The sequence below is a fragment of the Mycoplasma sp. OR1901 genome, assembly GCF_013348745.1.
Taxonomy (GTDB): Bacteria; Bacillota_I; Bacilli_A; order Mycoplasmatales; family Metamycoplasmataceae; genus Mycoplasmopsis.
Map to the genome: position 1 here is coordinate 891,117 of NZ_CP054666.1, position 19,421 is coordinate 910,537.

The 19,421-nt window shown below is 28.7% G+C and carries 15 protein-coding genes and 8 tRNA genes; 22 read left to right on the forward strand and 1 reads right to left on the reverse strand.

The window, feature by feature from the left end:
- Positions 1-10 precede the first annotated feature (10 nt).
- The gene (locus HTZ87_RS03220; RefSeq protein WP_174893123.1) at positions 11-850 is read right to left on the reverse strand and encodes an HAD-IIB family hydrolase; all 840 of its coding nucleotides are present in this window, start codon (positions 848-850) and stop codon (positions 11-13) included.
- Positions 851-1,277: 427 nt separating this feature from the next.
- Here HTZ87_RS03220 and rpmH point away from each other — a divergent pair, with 427 nt between their 5' ends.
- The 22 genes from rpmH (at position 1,278) to HTZ87_RS03330 (ending at position 19,396) form a co-directional block, all read left to right on the forward strand.
- Positions 1,278-1,424, forward strand: coding sequence for a 50S ribosomal protein L34 (rpmH, locus tag HTZ87_RS03225; RefSeq protein WP_174893124.1), 147 nt, complete (start codon positions 1,278-1,280; stop codon positions 1,422-1,424).
- 12 nt (positions 1,425-1,436) lie between these two features.
- Positions 1,437-1,766, forward strand: a complete 330-nt coding sequence (gene rnpA, locus HTZ87_RS03230; RefSeq protein WP_174893125.1) for a ribonuclease P protein component — start codon at positions 1,437-1,439, stop codon at positions 1,764-1,766.
- Positions 1,738-3,804 (forward strand): membrane protein insertase YidC, encoded by a 2,067-nt coding sequence (gene yidC, locus HTZ87_RS03235; protein ID WP_254616014.1) that lies wholly within the window; start codon positions 1,738-1,740, stop codon positions 3,802-3,804. The genes rnpA and yidC overlap by 29 nt, the downstream gene beginning before the upstream one ends.
- A gap of 194 nt (positions 3,805-3,998) precedes the next feature.
- Entirely contained in the window at positions 3,999-6,014 is a 2,016-nt protein-coding gene (locus tag HTZ87_RS03240) for an alpha-amylase family glycosyl hydrolase (protein WP_174893126.1), read from the forward strand.
- Positions 6,014-7,669 carry an alpha-amylase family glycosyl hydrolase gene (locus HTZ87_RS03245; protein ID WP_174893127.1) on the forward strand — a complete coding sequence of 552 codons (1,656 nt, stop codon included), beginning with the start codon at positions 6,014-6,016 and terminating at the stop codon, positions 7,667-7,669. Before HTZ87_RS03240 ends, HTZ87_RS03245 begins: the two co-directional genes overlap by 1 nt.
- Before the next feature lies 1 nt (position 7,670).
- Positions 7,671-10,055 carry a glycoside hydrolase family 65 protein gene (locus tag HTZ87_RS03250; RefSeq protein ID WP_174893128.1) on the forward strand — a complete coding sequence of 795 codons (2,385 nt, stop codon included), beginning with the start codon at positions 7,671-7,673 and terminating at the stop codon, positions 10,053-10,055.
- A complete protein-coding gene (gene pgmB / locus HTZ87_RS03255) occupies positions 10,048-10,716 on the forward strand; it encodes a beta-phosphoglucomutase (protein WP_174893129.1) in 669 nt (222 codons plus the stop codon). Before HTZ87_RS03250 ends, pgmB begins: the two co-directional genes overlap by 8 nt.
- A 352-nt stretch (positions 10,717-11,068) precedes the next feature.
- Positions 11,069-11,145: transfer RNA gene (locus HTZ87_RS03260), tRNA-Pro, on the forward strand.
- A 5-nt stretch (positions 11,146-11,150) separates the two neighbouring features.
- Positions 11,151-11,227, forward strand: a tRNA-Ala gene (locus HTZ87_RS03265).
- 5 nt (positions 11,228-11,232) lie between these two features.
- Positions 11,233-11,309: transfer RNA gene (locus HTZ87_RS03270), tRNA-Met, on the forward strand.
- A 34-nt stretch (positions 11,310-11,343) separates the two neighbouring features.
- Positions 11,344-11,419 (forward strand) — tRNA-Ile (locus HTZ87_RS03275).
- Positions 11,420-11,427: 8 nt separating this feature from the next.
- Positions 11,428-11,520, forward strand: a tRNA-Ser gene (locus HTZ87_RS03280).
- A 26-nt stretch (positions 11,521-11,546) separates the two neighbouring features.
- Positions 11,547-11,623: transfer RNA gene (locus tag HTZ87_RS03285), tRNA-Met, on the forward strand.
- A gap of 3 nt (positions 11,624-11,626) precedes the next feature.
- Positions 11,627-11,703 (forward strand) — tRNA-Asp (locus HTZ87_RS03290).
- Positions 11,704-11,708: 5 nt separating this feature from the next.
- Positions 11,709-11,784: transfer RNA gene (locus tag HTZ87_RS03295), tRNA-Phe, on the forward strand.
- Positions 11,785-11,896: 112 nt separating this feature from the next.
- Positions 11,897-14,602 carry an isoleucine--tRNA ligase gene (ileS, locus tag HTZ87_RS03300; RefSeq protein WP_174893130.1) on the forward strand — a complete coding sequence of 902 codons (2,706 nt, stop codon included), beginning with the start codon at positions 11,897-11,899 and terminating at the stop codon, positions 14,600-14,602.
- Positions 14,586-15,218 (forward strand): signal peptidase II, encoded by a 633-nt coding sequence (locus HTZ87_RS03305; protein ID WP_174893131.1) that lies wholly within the window; start codon positions 14,586-14,588, stop codon positions 15,216-15,218. The genes ileS and HTZ87_RS03305 overlap by 17 nt, the downstream gene beginning before the upstream one ends.
- A 49-nt stretch (positions 15,219-15,267) precedes the next feature.
- On the forward strand, positions 15,268-15,903 hold the full coding sequence (locus HTZ87_RS03310) for an ATP-binding cassette domain-containing protein (protein WP_174893132.1): 636 nt from the start codon (positions 15,268-15,270) through the stop codon (positions 15,901-15,903).
- Between the two features lie 13 nt (positions 15,904-15,916).
- Positions 15,917-16,702 (forward strand): iron export ABC transporter permease subunit FetB, encoded by a 786-nt coding sequence (fetB, locus tag HTZ87_RS03315; RefSeq protein WP_174893133.1) that lies wholly within the window; start codon positions 15,917-15,919, stop codon positions 16,700-16,702.
- Between the two features lie 223 nt (positions 16,703-16,925).
- Positions 16,926-18,005, forward strand: coding sequence for a peptide chain release factor 1 (prfA, locus tag HTZ87_RS03320; RefSeq protein ID WP_174893134.1), 1,080 nt, complete (start codon positions 16,926-16,928; stop codon positions 18,003-18,005).
- Entirely contained in the window at positions 18,005-18,718 is a 714-nt protein-coding gene (gene prmC / locus HTZ87_RS03325; RefSeq protein ID WP_174893135.1) for a peptide chain release factor N(5)-glutamine methyltransferase, read from the forward strand. Before prfA ends, prmC begins: the two co-directional genes overlap by 1 nt.
- A gap of 117 nt (positions 18,719-18,835) precedes the next feature.
- The gene (locus HTZ87_RS03330) at positions 18,836-19,396 is read left to right on the forward strand and encodes a hypothetical protein (RefSeq protein WP_174893136.1); all 561 of its coding nucleotides are present in this window, start codon (positions 18,836-18,838) and stop codon (positions 19,394-19,396) included.
- Positions 19,397-19,421 lie beyond the last annotated feature (25 nt).

Consider the following 19,421-nt stretch of genomic DNA (forward strand, 5'->3'; position numbering starts at 1 on the left):
CCACATTATATTACCTTAGACTTAAATTTAAAATTTCAATTATTGTTTCACCTATTGTATTTGTATTATTTTGTCCAATAGTTTTAGTAGCTACTTTCTTAGCTTCACTTGTTCCGTTTTCCATAGCAAAGCTTAATTTAGCACTTTTTAACATTGTGATATCATTACCACTATCACCAAATGTAACTAAATTTTCGTAATTTAAACCTTCTAGTTCTAAAACTTTATCCAATCCTTTTAATTTATTAATCCCAAGAGGATTAACATCTGTATAAACACTATTTGTTAAGAAAATTGATGTTTCGTATTTTTTTAGTAATTCACTAATTTCTGAAGTTATCTTTTTCGCACTTTCCTTTGGATTTCTTGTTGCAATCTGCACAATATGAAAATCATTATTACTTATCTTATTTTGTAATTCGGGTATGTTACAAATATTAAGAATATTTAAATCCATCTTGTTTTCAGTGTTAAGTCAATTAGGTATTTTACCATCGGGTAAAATAGTGCAATTATGATCTATTGAATCAATTGTGAAAATCAACTTATTATCATCTGCATATTTTCTGATAATTTCAAATATAGAATTATCTAATTTACCTAGTACATAGGTTTTTTTGTTTTTTATATCATAAATAACTGCACCATTTGAACAAACAAAATAGTCAAAATTATTTATTGTTTCTTCGTTAAATAAAGGTAAAACCTTACTTATACCTCTACCTGTTGCAATCGCATTAATATTACCTAATTTTTTAGATAATTTTAATGCTTCAAAATTGAACTCAGAAACTCTATTATTTTCACCTAAAATAGTTCCATCTAAGTCAAATGCGAATAGTTTTTTCATTTATCACTCCAATCATTTTGTTTAAAACAAACATATTTAATTATATATTTTTTTACTTAAATTACGGTAAAAAGTTCGGTTTTATGTAGTAAATTAAAATATAGAAATTTTAATATTAAATAATAATACAAAAAACAATATTGAATAAGAATTAGAAAACTACCTTTAAAATTAAATTGTTATCATTCTAAAAAATACAATTTCGTTCTTATTTATCAACACAAAAAAAGTTTGATTTTTTTCGCAAAATATATATAAATTTCAATTTCAAAAAATTTAAAAAATAACTAAAAATATACCCTATTTTTAAACGAAAATACATTACCTATATCACTTTTAAACAATAATAATTATTAACTAATATATAACTTAAATTATTGTATAATATAAATACGCTTAAATATTATAATCTAAACAAGGAGGAAAAATGAGCAAACGTACATACCAACCTAATAAAAGAAAACACGTAAAAGTTCACGGTTTTAGAGCAAGAATGAAAACTGCTAATGGTAGAAAAGTATTAGCTGCTAGAAGAGCTAAAGGTAGAAAACAGTTAACAGTTTCTGACAAATAATAAAATACCAATATGAAAAAAATATATCGACTAAAAAAGAATTGGGATTTTCAAGAAATCATAAGTAAAAATAATTATTTACACAACAAATATATTGTTTTATACTACAAAAAAAGTAATTCTTTTAAAATGGGTATTACAATACCTAAAAAATTTGAAAATGCTGTTGGTCGTAATTTTAACAAGAGACAACTCAAAGCAATAATAAATAATTTAGATCTGTATGACCTAAATTATGATTTTGTTATTATTGCAAGAAAAGACTTTTGTATTTCTCCTTTTTCAATTAAAAAGGTAGAAATAGAAAAATTATTTGAAAGATTTAGAAAAAATGAAAAATAATAACTTTAATTATTTCAGAAACAATAACGATAGTTCAGACGAAAAAAGAGCGAAAGTAAAAAAAGATTTTTTCAAGTGATTGAAAATCATTTTATACCTTTTAATCTTTGGTCTAACTATGACAGGTTGTATTCAGTCATTCGTATTAAAGAATTCAACAACCGTTGGTAACGGTATCGAGTTCTTTAGAGACAAGAATGACATTGCACCTAGAGTTAATACATTCAAAGAACGTGAATATGGTAATGAAAAAACAACCGCATTACCTTTACTAGACAATGACGGAAACCAAACAAATGATAAATTAGAAATATCAAAGCTACAAATTTTAGACCAAAACGCTGACAAAAATATTTATGTTAGTGATAGAAAAATTTTGGATAAATTAAGAGAACAAACTGCACAAAACGGTGGTGAATATGCAGTTGAATCAAATGGACAAAAAATCTACTTATCAGCTATTAATATTGAAAACAAAAAAGGTAACAATAATAAATTTATAGTTGAAAATAACGGAAGATATTTATTTAAGTCAGCTAACTCGACTTCATATAAATATTCTAACGAAATTAATGATATTGTTTTATTAAGATTTTTACCAAATGCAGCAGTGCCATACATCGATGTTAAAACACATAAAATAGATGTAAAATCAGCTGATGGTAAAAAAACAATACAAAAAGATGTTTATGATGTAGATGAAAACAAAAACTTATCTGTTAAATTTATTAGTGGTTTACAATTAGTAAACAACTATAGCGAACAAAATGATAAACCTAAAGATGTTAAAGATCAAATTACATTAGCTAACAAAATGTATGCAAGAGATGTTTTACAAGAGTTTTATAATTACACATTCGGTATAAACAGTAAGTTTTTACAAGAATTAAACAAATATACAGTTAATAAAGTTAATAACCAAGACTTTTCTTCTGTATCAGACTACTTCAAAAGTTTAATCAAAGAAGATAAAAAATCAATAGTTAGTCAAGACAACACAGAAACTTTATTTAAAGTTTCACAAGCAGAGTTTACATTAATTAAAATGTACCAAGAAACAATGTTTAATTATTTAAATTCTTTAGGTTTCGCTCCAAAAAGAAAAGATAAAAATGATCCTAAAACAGTTGATCAATCTAAAATCATTTCTTCTGATATCAATAAATATGATTTAGAAACAGCGAAATTAAATGTTGAAAATAAAGACTTATTATTTAAAGGTGATTACGCATTACAACCTATTTCAAATTGAGCAGAATCATGAACTTATGGTCCTTTCTACGGTTTAATAGTTTATCCATTATCTGTTATTGTACAATCATTACAACAATCATTACCTAATTTAAAAGGGTGAGAAGCAATTATTGCCATTGTTATTTCATTAGTTTTAACTAGATTGATTGCATTAGCATTAACATTTAAAACTAAGATGTCACAATCATTACAAGAAGGATTAAGATATAAAAAAGCAGCAATCGAAGCTAAATATCAAGGTTTTGAAAAAAATAAACAAATGAAAATGAGAAAAAACCAAGAAATACAAGCTTTATATGCTAAATACAACATTAATCCTTTAGATCAATTTGGTAGTTTATTAATATCAATGCCTATTTTCCTTGCTATGTGAAGGGTTATTCAAGGTATTCCAGAAATTAAAGATACAGTTTGATTAGGGCTAAACTTCTCATCAGTTTCCTTCCAAAAAGTTATGGGTGGAGACATGAGTTACTTATGAATTTTAGTTTTAACAATAGCTATTCAAATACTTTCTCAATTATTACCACAATTCTTAAATAGAAAAAAATTCAAAAGAACAACAACAATTTCTGAAAAGAACGCACTTAAAAAATCTGAAAAAACCCAGAAAATTATGGTTGCAGTATTCGCAATTATAACAATTATGTTCGGGGTTGGTGTCCAAGTCTACTGATTATTTGGTGGATTATGACAAATGCTTGAAGTTCTTTCATTACATAAACTTAAGAAAACAAAATGGTTTAAAGAAAAATATTCTAAAAAACTAACTAAAAAATCATAAAAAATGACAGGAGTAAATTAGCTCCAGTCATTTTTTTATATAACATTAAAAATCTAACAAAAATTAACTCAAAAAAATAGTTAAATTTACACAAAATTACAAGTGTTTTTTTAATTAAATTTTATTCGTTGATATATCAAGAATTTAAACTAAATTTAATATTTAAAACGCTTATTTTATATAATAATATTATTATGAATTTAAGAAATAAAACAAGTAAATTCTACGCAAATTTCGACAAAAAATATTCATATGGTAAAGATGACTTAGGTGTTTTATTTAAAAAAGACTTAATTCAAGTAAAAATATGACAGCCAATTGCTGAAAATGTAGAATTATTAATTTTTGACAAAAGTAAAAAAGATAAAATTGTCAAAACATTAAACGGAACAAAAGAAGAAGTAGTTTGAAAATTTGAATTGCCTCTTGAATACGAAGATTATTTATATCAATTTAAAATCACACACGAAGACAAAAGTGTCACATATGCATTAGACCCATATGCTTACTCACTTGCTTCATTCAACTGAGAAGGTGAAGAAACTAAAGTTGGAAAAGGTGTTTTACTTGATTTAAACTCTGAAAAAAATGGTAAGAAACCAAAAAAATTAATTTGAAGAAAGAACAACCACGTTGACACAAGTATTTACGAATTACATGTACGTGACTTCACAAGTTCATTGAACCAAAAAGATTTTAAATCTAGACTTGGTACATTTGACGCTTTAAGAGAACACAAGTTATTTGATTATGTAAAAGACTTAGGAATAACACACGTTCAATTATTACCTATTCAATCAGCTTACACAGTTAATGACAAAGAAACTAAGATTTACAAAAAAGGTGAAGGTCAAGGTTGAACAACAAATTACAACTGAGGTTACGATCCTCATAATTACTTTTCAATTAATGGTGTGTATTCATCTAATGCTGATGATCCACACGCAAGAATTAAAGAGTTAAAAGAATTAGTTGCTGACGCACACAGTAAAGGTGTTGGTGTAATTATGGATGTTGTTTACAATCACATGATGACAAATAACATTTATGACAATATTTTACCTGGATACTACTATAGAGATGACGCTAAAATTAAACCTGTTATTTATCCACCACTAGCTGATGAACGTTTCATGGTTAGAAAGATAATATTAGATTCATTAAAATATTTTGTTAAATACTTTAATATTGATGGATTTAGATTTGACCTTTCTTCATTCCACCACTATGAAACAATAGATTATATTGCTCAAGAATTACGTAAAATTAATCCAAACATTGTTTTACACGGTGAAGCATGACCATTCTCAGATCTAAAATTTAGTGACTCATACATCAAAGGTGCTAGATCAAACAATATTGCATTTGGTTACTTTAATGATTCAGTAAGAGACGCTATCAAAGGTGATGAACACATCGAATTCAAAGGCGGATTAATCTCTAGATATGATGTTACTTCATTCAGAAGATACGTAACATCAGTTGTTGGTGGTATTAAAGACTTTAACTTTGGAAAAGCTAGCTACTCACGTGAAAAATACGTACTATATTCAGATGATATAGCAACAAACTTAGCCTATGCTGCATGTCATGATGGTATGACACTTTGAGATAAAATTAATACAACAACTACTAATTTAAGTTTCATCGAACGTATTGAAGCTTATCGTCAAGCTTTAATGATGACAACATTTACTCAAGGTAGACAATTTATTTTAGCCGGAACTGAGTTATTACAAAGTAAACCATGTGATTATTCAGGTGAAGAAGGATTCAAATGTAAAGTTTCAGAATATGATGACTTTAACGAAAATCCTGATAGAGCTTCATATCACCCAAATTCTTACAAAACAACTGACTATGTAAATGCTATAAAATGAGAACACTTAGAAAAAGACGGTGTTAAAGAATTTGTATATGATTTCTTTAAGAAAATCAACACATTCAGAAACAAAACAAAATTCTTTAGATTAGCAACAAATAAAGAAGTTAAAGATTCAGTTAAATTTACTAAAACTGATGCTAAAAAAGGTATTTTGAGTTTCACAGTAACTCAAAATGATGAAAAAATTGAAGTAATTCACAACTTCTCAAACCAAGAAATTAAATACAAATTAAACGAAGGTGATAAAGTGTTATTTAATTCAAGAATTAAATCTACAAAAGGAATTTTAGATAAAAATTCTTCAGTATTATTAAGGAGAGCATAATGAAAAACGTAATTAAATTAAAAGATAGAGTTATCTATCAAATCTTCCCTAGATCTTTTTACGATTCAAATAACGATGGTGACGGTGATTTAAAAGGTATTACTGAAAAATTAGGTTACTTAAAAGAATTAGGAATTGATAGTATTTGATTAACACCAACATACGAAACAAACTTCGTTGATGCTGGTTATGACGTTTTAGACTATAAATCAGTTTGAAAACAATTCGGAACTTTAGAAGACTTCAAAGAAATGGCTACTAAAGCAAAAGAATTAGGAATTGATATTATTATGGACATCGTTTTAAACCACGTTTCAAACGAACACGATTGATTCAAAAAGGCAACAGAATCAAGAGATAATATTGAACACAACTACTTCATTTGAAGAGATGAATTAAACGAAGAAGAAAAGAAAGCACAAAGTATTTTTGGTGGTTCTGCATGAGAATTTGTACCAAGTGTAAATAGATACTATTTCCACTTATTCTCAAAAGAACAAGTTGATTTAAACTGAGCACACCCTGATACAATTAAAGCTATGGTTGATGTTATTAACTTCTGATATGACTTAGGTGTACGTGGATTTAGACTTGACGCCATTAAACACGTTGCTAAAACATTTGATGATGTTAACTCAAACCCATACTTTGCATGATGTGAAGGTGCAGTAGACTTCTTAAAAGCATTTAACGAACAAGCATTCTTTGACAAACCAGATGCATTTACATTAGGTGAAGCAAGTGGTATCACAGCAGATGAATTATTAAAATATGGTGCTGGTGAATCAAAAGTTTCTCAAAACTACTACAACTTCTCATGATGATGAATTGGTTGAAGTAATAAAACAGGTAGAAATGGTTTTGATGCAAACTGAGATTATAAACAATTTATTTACCAACAACAACCATTCCAACACAATGAACAAATTGATCCTGAAATGTTCACAAACTTTTTATCAAACCACGATACATCACGTAGCATTTCACGTTGAGGTGATGAATCAATCTTTAGAGAAGAATCAGCAAAATCACACGCATTAATGTTAATGACATTAAAAGGTATTCCATGTATTTACTATGGTGAAGAAATTGGTTTATTAAACACACACTTTGTAAACAGAGATGAATTTAGAGACGTCGATGTTGCTAACGGATTTGCTGACTTAGTTGATACTAAAAAAGTGTACAGTGAAGACGAATTTATTAAATACTTAAACATTAATTCACGTGATGCTGGACGTTCATTAATGCAATGAGACAATTCAGTAAACGCAGGATTTAACAAAGGTGAAAAGCCATGATTTATTTTAGGTAGAAACCAAAAAGAAATCAACGTAGCAAAAGCTTTAGAAGACAAAAATAGTATTTTCTACTTCTATAAAGAATTAATTGCTATGCGTAAAGGTAAATTCCACGACGTTTTAGTTGATGGTACTTCAAAAATTGAATTATTATCAAGTGGTGCCGGAAAAATTACAAGAAATTACCAAAATCAAGAATTAATTGCTATACTTAATATAACAAACAAAGAATTAAATTTAGAAGAAGATTTAACAGCCTACACACAAGTTTTATCTTCATACAAAGACAACAAATTAGTAACTAATACATTAAGACCATTTGAGTCAGTATTATTAGTTAAGAAAGAAGTTTAAAATGAAAGATTTTTTAAAATACGATTTAGAAAACAGAACGATTACACAAGTTAAATTTGACCGTAATGTAACAGCTAAAACAGAAAGTATTTTTGCTTTAGGAAATGGTTACATGGGTATAAGAAGTGCCGATGAAGAAAAAGCTTCATACAACAAAGAAGACTTCTTTGTTAACGGTATGTTCAACAAAGATACAAAAGAAGATGTGTCAGAATTAGCTAACTTAGCTGATTTAATGACTACACCAATTTTCATGAACGGTTTACAATTCGATCTTAAAAAGAGAGATGAATACAAAAAAACATTATACGTTCGTGAAGGTTACTTAAAAAGAACTGTAGTTGCTCAAAGAGGTACAGGAAAATTTGAATTCGATTTTGAACGTTTTGTTTCAAATGCTGATGCGAATGTTTATGCACAAAAAATTACAATTAAAGTTTTAGAAACACCAGAAAACAAATCTGTAAAACTTACAATTAAACCTGCAATTAACGGTCAAGTAACAAACAGTGGTACACAACACTTTGGTGAAGGTAAAAAAGCAAGACCTACAACAGAATCATTACAAATGGAACAAGAAACAACATTATCTAAAAAATTCGCAGTTCACAACATGATTACACGTTTATTTGTAAACGGTAAACTTGTAAGAGGTGGGCACGATGATTATGTTGTTGAAATGCAACGTCGTTACGTTGGATTCAAAATCAACGTTGACGCTAAACCTGGTGATGTTATTGTTTTAGAAAAACTTATGTCAGTACATACAAGTGTTGATGGTAAAAAATTCTTACTTAAAAATGATGTTGTTAAAGAAAATGCAAACCTTAAACATGCAGAACTTTTAGCACAATCATACGATAACTTAAAAGAAGCTTCAATTAGTACAATGGATGAAAGAGTTTGAAAACAATTCTACGTTGAAATTGAAGGTGATAACGAAGAAAGTAAATACGATTCATTAGCTTTGGATTTTGGTATTTTCCACTTAAATGGATTTGTTCCAAGACACTCAACAAACATGAACGTTGGAGCTAAAGGACTATCAGGTGAAGGTTACCAAGGTCACACATACTGAGATACAGAATTCTTCATCAACCCAATTTACTTATTTAACGAACCTAAAATTGTTAAAAACTTATTAACATACAGATACAAAGGTATTCAAGGTGCACGTGCTAAAGCTAAAGAAGTTAAAGAACGTGAAGAAGAAAGTAACTTATTAGGAGCACAATTCCCATGAGAAATGGCATGACCAACAGAAGGTGAAGTTTGTCCATACTGAGGTCAAGCAGACGTTGCAACAGGTAAACAAGTTCCTATCGCTTCAAGACGTCAAGAAATTCACGTTTCAGCAGACGTTGCTTACGCAGTTAACCAATACTACAATGTAACAAAAGACGAAAAATTCATGGAGAAAATGGGATTCGAAATGATTATCGATACAGCTATTTTCTACCAAAACAGAGCTGAAATTCAACCAGATGGAAGCTACGAAATTAAAGATGTTATGGGACCTAACGAATATAAAGGTAACATTGACAACAACGCTTATATCAACATGTTCGCAAAACAAAACATTGATTTAGCTTTAAAATACATTAAATATTTAAAAGCTAAAAAACCATACGTATGAGCATCAATTAAACAAAAAATACCATACGCAATTAACGTTTCAAAATTAAAAGAAGTTTCAGAAAAACTAGTTCAACAAAAACCTAACAAAGATTTAGTTATTGCTGAAAACGATCAATTCTTAGGATTACCAAAAATGGATATTTTACCATTCCAAATGCTTGGTGATGCTGGTAAAAAATTATTCAATACAGCAGAAGGAATTAAACGTTTATCATCACAATTAGTTAAACAAGCTGACGTTGTTTTATTAACAAACATCCTTCCACACTTATACTCAAAAGAAGTTCGTGAAGCAAACTTTAACTACTACGAACCACTTACAACACACGATTCATCATTATCTCCTGCAACATACGCAATTGAAGCTGCAAGACTTAAAAAAGTTGATAAAGCTTACGATATTTTCAAATATGGAATTAACATCGACTTAGGTCCAGCAATGCATACATCAAATGCCGGAATTCACGCTGGTTCATTAGCTGCAATTTACCAAATGATAGTATTCGGATTTGGTGGACTTGACTGACACGATGACAAATTACACTTAGATCCAATTTTACCTAAAGCATGATCAGGATTAACATACAGATTCAAATACCAAGGTACATTATTTGAAGTTGTTTTAGAAAGAACACAATTCAGTATTAAAACAATTGGTACAGCAAGATTTGAAGGTGTTATCTACATCCACGGTAAAAAAGAATACATTACAAACAAACCAACATTCTTCGAGGTAAAAAATGACTAAAATTAAAGGATTCGTATTCGATTTAGACGGTGTTATTACAGATACAGCCGTTTTACACTTCAAAGCATGAAGAGAAATAGTTAAAGAATTTGATATTGATTATACAAATGACGATAACGAAAAATTAAGAGGGTTACCAAGATTAGACACTCTTAAAGCAATTATCAACATGAAAAAACCTGAATTAGTATTATCTGAAGCAGAAATGATTGATGTTGCTACAAGAAAAAATGATTTATATAAAGAATTATTAGCAACAGAAATTAATAAAGATTCATTATTACCTGGTGTTGGAAAATTCTTAAATGACGCTAAAGAAGCTGGTATTAAATTATCAATCGCTTCAAGTAGTTACAATGCACCTACAATTTTAGATAAATTAGGAATTAAAGATATGTTCGATTTCATAGTTTATCCAGGTGATGTTAAAAACGGAAAACCTGCACCTGATATCTTTATTCAAGCTGCACAAGGTGTTAATTTAAGTGTTGATGAATGTATCGGTTTCGAAGATGCTCCAGCTGGTGTTCAAGGAATTAAAGATGCTAACATGTATGCAGTAGCTATTACACATGGTTCATCTGAAGATTTTTCAAAAGCAGATACTGTTTATAAATCAACTTCTGAATTAGATTTCCAAACAATAGTAAATTTAAAATAATTAGTTAAAAAATCAAGATACAAAAAATCTTGATTTTTTTATTTCCTCAGTTAAACAATTCAATTTACAATATTTTTTTAATTTTTATTATAAATAATTTAATTTTTGTGCCAAAAAGTACTTTGTTATAACAAAAATTTAGTCATTTTCATAAATTTTTAAGAAAATTTACAAAAAATTAATGCCATTTTAATTTTTATATTATAATAATATTGCTCAAATAAATAATAATTTATAAATTTAGATTTACAAAATTATAAATATATGTTATACTATACGTACTACAAAAAAATAATTAAAATTTTACGAATTCTAATTTTGTAGTATAATACTATAGCCTAAAAAATAAGTTGGAGAAGTAGCTCAGCTTGGTAGAGCACTACATTTGGGCTGTAGTGGTCGCAGGTTCAAATCCTGTCTTCTTCACCATTTATGGGGGGTTAGCTCATTTGGCTAGAGCGCCTGCCTTGCACGCAGGAGGTGGTGGGTTCGAATCCCATACTCTCCACCATATATGGCACTGTAGCTCAGTTGGTTAGAGCATCCGGTTCATACCCGGAAGGTCAAGAGTTCGACTCTCTTCGGTGCTACCAAATAAATAAAACTATAAATCCATTATATTTTATTGGACCTATAGCTCAATGGTTAGAGCAACCGGCTCATAACCGGTTGGTTACAGGTTCGAGTCCTGTTAGGTCCACCAATAAAAATGGGTGATTACCCAAGTCCGGCTGAAGGGAGCAGTCTTGAAAACTGCCAGGGGCTTCACGGCCCGCGGGGGTTCGAATCCCTCATCACCCGCCATTTTTATAGTTTATTGATTTTTATATCGCGGAGTGGAGCAGTTTGGCAGCTCGTCGGGCTCATAACCCGAAGGTCACAGGTTCGAGTCCTGTCTCCGCAACCAAATGGTCCAGTGGTAAAGTGGTTTAATACGCCTCCCTGTCACGGAGGAGAACGCGGGTTCGATCCCCGTCTGGACCGCCATTTATGGCCCTGTAGCTCAGTTGGTAGAGCAACAGATTGAAGCTCTGTGTGTCGCTGGTTCGATTCCTGCCGGGGCCACCATTCAAAATAACTCTATTTTGGAAGCTACATTTTAGCTTATAAAATAGAGTTATTTTTTTATTTTATAATATAATTTTAATTATTGAAAAACAAAAACAATTGTGGAGAAAATATGAATTATAAAAAAACATTAAATATGCCTAAAACAGATTTTGAAATGAGGGCAAATTTAACACAAAAAGAATCTAAATTTAGAGAATTGTGAACAACAAATGAAGTTTACAAAAAAGTTTTAGAAAAAAACAAAGATAAACCACGTTTTATATTACACGATGGTCCACCATATGCAAACGGAGACATTCACGTTGGTCATGCATTAAATAAAATACTTAAAGACATAATAGTAAGATATAAAACACTTAGAGGGTTTTATTCTCCTTTTGTATTCGGTTGAGATACTCACGGTTTACCAATTGAACACAAAATGCTTACAGAAGCAAAATTAAATAAAGACGAATTAAGTCCAATTATCATCAGAAAAAAAGCTGCTAAATACGCGTTAAAACAAGTAGATAAACAATTGAAACAAATGGAATTATTACAATTGTTTACTGATTATGACAAAAAATATATTACACTTGATAAAAAATATGAAGTTAAACAATTAGAAGTTCTTAAAAAATTAGTTTTTGACGGTCTAATTTACAAAGGATTAAAACCAGTTTATTGATCACCAAGTTCACAAAGTGCACTTGCTGAATCAGAAGTTGAATATCAAGATGTTGTTTCGCCTTCAATTTATGTTGCTTTCAATGTAATTAAGTCAGATTTTGAACATATAAAAGTAAATGATAAAATTGTTATTTGAACTACAACACCATGAACATTATTAGCAAATGCTGGTGCTGCTTTAGGTGAAAAAATTGAATACAGTGTAATTTCATACCAAAATCAACGTTACTTAGTAGCTACAGAATTATTAAATGATTTTGTTACTAAATTAAACTGAGAAAATTACGAAGTTGTTGAAACTTTTAATGGTTCAGCAATTGAAAGTCACTCAATTTTATACCACACACCAGTGACAAAAGTTGAAGCTCCGGTTGTTTTAGGACACCATGTTACAACAGATTCTGGAACAGGTATTGTTCACATCGCACCAATGTTTGGTGAAGATGACTACTTGATTGGTAAAAAATATAACTTAAACATGATAATGCACATTTCTGATAAAGGTTATATCGAAAACACAAACACTCAATTTGATAATATTTTTTATGATGATGCTAACAAACTTATCGGTCAATTTTTAGCTGATGATTTATTACATTTTAGTCGTTTTAAACACTCATATCCACATGATTGAAGAACACATAAACCAATTATTTATCGTGGTACTCCACAATGATTTGTTTCAATTGATAAAATAAGAGATAAAATTTTATATGAAATTGAAAATAATGTAAATACATACCCAGAATGAGCTCACAAAAGACTTTACAACATGATTTTAAATAGAGGAGATTGAACAATCTCAAGACAAAGAACTTGGGGTGTACCACTTATTTTCTTCTATGATCAAGATAATAACCCTGTTTTTGAAGAGGATATTTTTGATTATGTAATTAATCTTGTTTCTGAACATGGAACAGATGTATGATGAGAAAAAGAAACTGATGAGTTGTTACCAGAAAAATATCGTGGAAAAGGTTTCACACGTGAAATGGATATAATGGATGTTTGATTCGATTCTGGTGTTTCAAGTATCGCAGTTGATATTGATAATGAAAATGGAATTAAACCTCCTTATGATTTATATTTAGAAGGAACAGATCAATATCGTGGATGATTTAACTCATCAATCATTAACTCTGTAGCATTTAATGGTTTTGCACCTTATAAAAAAATTGTTTCACACGGATTCACAGTTGATAAAAAAGGTGAAAAGATGTCTAAGTCTAAAGGGAATGTTATTAGTCCTCTTGACATCGTTAAAAAACGTGGTGCTGACATTTTAAGATTATGAGTTGCAAACTCAGAATATTCAAATGATATTTCAATTTCAGATGAAATATTAGATCAAAATACAGAAATTTACCGTAGAATAAGAAATACAATTAAATTCTTACTTGGTAATTTAAACGAATTTAAATACGACTCAAAAGTTGAACGTACAGGAATTCACTTATACATTAAAAACCAATTAGAAAATGTTAAAGAAAGCATTTTTAAAGCATATGACGAATATAAATTTATTAATGTTATTAAATTATTAAACAACTATATTGTTGATTTATCAAGTTTTTACTTAACAATAACAAAAGATATTTTATATGTTCAAAAAATGGATAATCCACAAAGAATAATGGTTTTAACAAACCTATATGAAATAACCGAGTTCTTAATTCACGTAATTGCTCCAATTTTACCAACAACAGCAGAAGAAGCATATTCATTCTTTAATATTGAAAACAACCAAAAATTATTAATGCTTTCAGATTACATGAACGATAACAAAGTTACATATGATAATGCAATTTTAGAACAATATAAAGAATTTTTCGAATATCGTGACCAAGTTAATGTGTTAATCGAAAAAGAAATTAAGAGCGGTTTAATTAAACGTTCAAATGAAGCGCATTTAATTTTAAATACAGAATCAAAACTAATGAAATCATTAGATTTAAAAACATTATTAATGGTAGGTAAAGTAACTTTTGATAACTCAAAAGAAACTCAAATTACAACATTCGAATCATTAAAATGTGAAAGATGTTGAAACCACTTTGAAGAACATGATTTTGACAAAGAAAATAACATTTGTTTAAGTTGTTCTGAAATCGTTAAAGGATTTCCTTTAGATGAACTTAAAGATTAAAAAAGAACTAGAAAAAATTAAAAAAAATAAAAAAAGAATTTTAGCTAGTTACTTAGTTATATTCACAACACTTATTATTTTCTTGGTAATAGATCAACTTACAAAGAACCTTTTATTTAAGCACGGTGATATTTTCACCTTAAATAGTGATGGTTTAATTACGGATGGTAATACATATTTTCTCCCTGAGAAAATATACCAACCACGTGACCAATGATTAGATTACAAAATTATTGGTGTACGTAGCATTTGACACGGTGGAGTTACATTTTTAAGTACTAGAAATACCTTTGTCATTCAATTTATCGGAATAACAGTCGCAATATTCGTATTGCTTTCTGTATTATTCTGAAACAAACAAAGATTTCTTTTAGCTTTCTTACTAGGTTTAGTTTTAGCGGGTGACTTAGGTAACGCTGTTGATAGATTTATATTTAACGGTTATGTAAAAGATGTATTCTTCACACCTTTTGTAGAACATCGTGGTACATTTAACTTTGCTGATTTATGTATATTTATAGGTATAATTGCAACTATAATTTACACACTAGTAATTAATTTTCTTGAAGAAAAGAATCAAAAAAATAATAAAAATCAAGAGTTGATTATCAAATAATTAAGTAAAAGATATCAATTGCACATTGATATTTTTTTATTGGAGGACAATGTTTGAAATACATAATTTAAAATTTAAAAATATATTAAATATAGAACATTTAAAATTTGAAGTAGGCAAAATAAACGTTATTGTCGGTGCTTCAGGAGTCGGTAAAACAACACTACTAAGAATGTTAAACAAATTAAATTCACCAACTTCAGGAGAAATACTTTATAAACAAAAGAATATTGAACAAATAAGCTCATTAGAATTAAGAAAAGAAGTTTTAATGTTACCTCAAAACCCCATACTTTTAGGTGATACAATAGAAGAAAACTTAACAGCTCCTTTCAATTACCAAAACAAACCAAAACCATCACAAGAAAAAATGAAAAAGTGCTTAGAGCAAGTTAAATTAATCAAAGAATTAACTGATTTAGCAACCAATCTTTCTGGTGGAGAAAAGCAAAGGTTAGCACTCGCAAGAATCTTATTATTAGAACCAGAAGTCTATTTATTAGACGAACCATCTTCAATGTTAGATAAAGAAACGGAAGACTTTATTATCAACTATTTAGTAAATTTCGCAAAAGAAAACAATAAAACAATTATCATGATTACTCACTCAAAAGAAGTTGCATCTAAATACGCAGACAATATAATTGAACTACAAAAAATAACAGAGATTAACAAAATTAACTAGTATTAAGGAAAATATGAACGGAATTATAGAAATATCATATTTAAGATTAGGTTTTGCTTATCTTTATTTAGTAGCCGTCTTAATTATTGTTTTACTAATAAAACTAAAAAGAATAAAAAATATACTTATTTCAGCAATAAGAATGAGTGTTCAATTGTTTTTAATGGGATATACTCTAGGTTATATTATTGAAAACCCAAACCCATTCATCACTATTGGTATTCTAATAGTTATGGAAGCATTTGCGATATTTAGTATTTTTAGGAAGTTTAAAGTTAAAATGTCTTCCAAATTAAAATTGATTACTGCAATCTCAATGCTTGCAGGAACAGTTAGTTCGATTGTTTACTTCTTATTTGTAGTGGTTGGTGTTAAAGTTTGATATGATCCACAATACTCAATACCTCTAGCAGGTATGTTAATCGGAAATTCTATGACCGGAATTTCATTAGGAGTTAAGGTTTTAGTCGAAGATATGGCTAAAAGTAGAGATGAAATAGAACAAAAATTAATCTTTGGAGCAACTCCGAAACAAGCAACTAAAGATATAATTTTAAAAGCATTTGATTCTGCAATTATGCCAACACTTAACTCTATGTTAGGGATGGGGATTATTTTCTTACCAGGTATGATGACAGGACAAATTTTATCAGGTGTAGATCCTGTAAATGCAATATTATATCAAATCGCAATAATGCTAGGTATTTTAGCTTCAGTTTCGATAACTGTTTTACTTAGTTTAGAATTTGGATATAGGACTTATTTCAACAAAAATCATCAATTTATATCGCAAGAATAATAATAAAATTTAATTTGAAAATCGCAGCGTATCAGTTGTGATTTTTTAATTAAATTAATTTTTAGATATTATATTTTTATGACTATATTTAAGCGTTATAAATCATAAGTTTCAACTTTTAAACATGGTAATTTTTACACACCAAAAAATTTCTGCATTTTTGTTACTCTTTGGGTATCCTTTTAGTAACAAAAAGCACTTTTTATGTTAAAATTAAAATACTATGGAAAATACAATGTACAAATCACTTATGCAAATTAAAGAAAAACATGAAGAGTTAGAAAAAGCACTTTTAAACCCTGATGTTATTTCTGATATAAAAAAATATAATAAAATTAACAAGGAAATCAATTCAATTAATGATATTGTGGAGGCATTTACAAAATACTTACACAGTGAAGAAGCATTAAAACAAGCTAAAGAATTACTTTCTATCGAAAAAGATGAACAAATGATTCAATTAGCAAAAATGGAAATTACCGAAGCTGAAGATAATATGTCAAAATTAAGCGAAGAGCTTAAAATACTTATTTTACCTAAAGATGAAAATGATGACAAAGACGTTATCGTTGAAATTCGTGGTGCCGCTGGTGGTGATGAAGCTAATATTTTTGCTGGTGATTTATATAGAATGTATTCGAAATGATGTGCTCAAAATAATATGAAAACTACCTTACTTGATGCTACAGTAGCTGAAGCAGGTGGGTTTACATTAGTTACATTTTCAGTTAAGGGAGATAAACCTTATTCAAAACTAAAATTCGAAAGTGGTGTACATAGAGTTCAACGTGTACCTGTTACTGAAACTAAAGGACGTGTTCATACTTCAACATCAACAGTTACAGTTATGCCTGAAATTGATGATGATATCGAAATAGAAGTAAGACCTGAAGATATTAGAGTTGATGTGTTCCGTTCAAGTGGAAATGGTGGTCAATCAGTTAATACAACTGACTCCGCAGTTAGAATTACTCACTTTGCAAGTGGGATAATAGTTTCTTGTCAAGAAGGTAAGAGTCAAATTCAAAACAAAGAAATAGCAATGCGTATTTTAAAATCTAAATTATATGATTTAGAACTTAAAAAGAAACAAGAAGAAGAATCTGGTTACCGTAAATTAGCTGGTTCTGGTGCTAGATCTGAAAAAATTAGAACTTACAACTACCCACAAGATCGTGTGACAGATCATAGAATCGGTTATTCAACATCACTTAACTCAGTTATGGAAGGTAAATTAAATTCAATTATAGACGCACTTTTAACAGAAGAACAAAATGAAAAAATAAAAGAAGCTGGTATTTAATGCCAACCCGTGAAGATTTATTATTAGAAAAAAGAAGATATGGACTTAAAGAGGAAATATCTTCTTTTGAATTAGAACAATTGAATTCCGGTATGCCCGTTCAAAAAATTATGGGTTATATTGAAATGGCGAATATTAAAATTGATCTTAGACACAATGTTTTGATTCCTAGATATGAAACTGAAGAATTAATTTATTTAGCTAACCATGAAATTTTAAAAAATAATTTTAACTCAGTTCTGGACCTTTGTTCAGGATCAGGATTTATTGGGTTAGGTATTAAAAAAAGACACCCAAATACTTTTGTTACACTTGCAGACATTTCTAAAGAAGCAATTCAATCAGAACAACTTAATTCTAAAATCAACAATCTAGAAGTTACAATTGTACAATCAGATTTATTTGAATCAATACAAGGCAAATTCGATATAATAGTTTCGAACCCACCTTACATAGGTGAAAATGAAATATTGAGTAATTCTGTTTTAAATTTTGAACCACATAATGCATTGTTTGCTGATGATAATGGTTTATATTTTTATAAAAAAATAATAGAGCAAGCTCCAAAATATTTAAATGAAAATGGAATGCTAATTTTTGAAATTAACCCTTTACACATAGATTATTGAAATTCAATTAAAAATAATTTTAAATTACTAGAAATTAGCAAAGATATAAGTAATAAAAATAGATTTGTTAAAATTATCTTTTAATTTTCATCCTAAAACCACTATAAATAATGTGTTTTAGGATTTTTTTATTTTTTCAAATAAATTGATCGCTTAAATGTTATAATAAAAAACCAACAAAGATTGAAAGGAAATTTACAAATGAATAAATTTAAAATCTTATTATCTATAATGCCACTACCTATTGCAACAATAGCATCAGTGGCATGTTCACAAAGCACAACTGAAAATAAAAATGATTCGAACACAAATGTAGAAGTTACAAATGACGTTAATAAAAATACAAACGAATTTAATTTTGAAGCAAACAGGAAACCATTTATGGATTCGATTATTATTAAAAATAAAGAATATTTAAAAGGATTGGCAGACGGCCACTCAAAATTATTTTATGATAGAGTTGCAAAAAAATTCTATGATAAACCATCATATGGAAACCCAGATAAAATTGTTATTTTAGAACAAGATAAAAGTATCTATACTTTTAAAGGAACATACGACGCTTCAACAAAAGCGGAATCATCTTTAAGAGCTAATTCAAACGGTAAAAGCAAATCTAAAGATGATGTTATCATAATAAAAAGTGGTAATACAATAACTTTAAAGCTTTGATTATGTCACTACGTGAGAGAAGAAGGTTCACAACGTGGTAATTATATTCAAGACGCAGTAGAATTATCAAAAGAATTTACTTTAGATTAAAAAATAAGTCTCCATCTATTTAAGG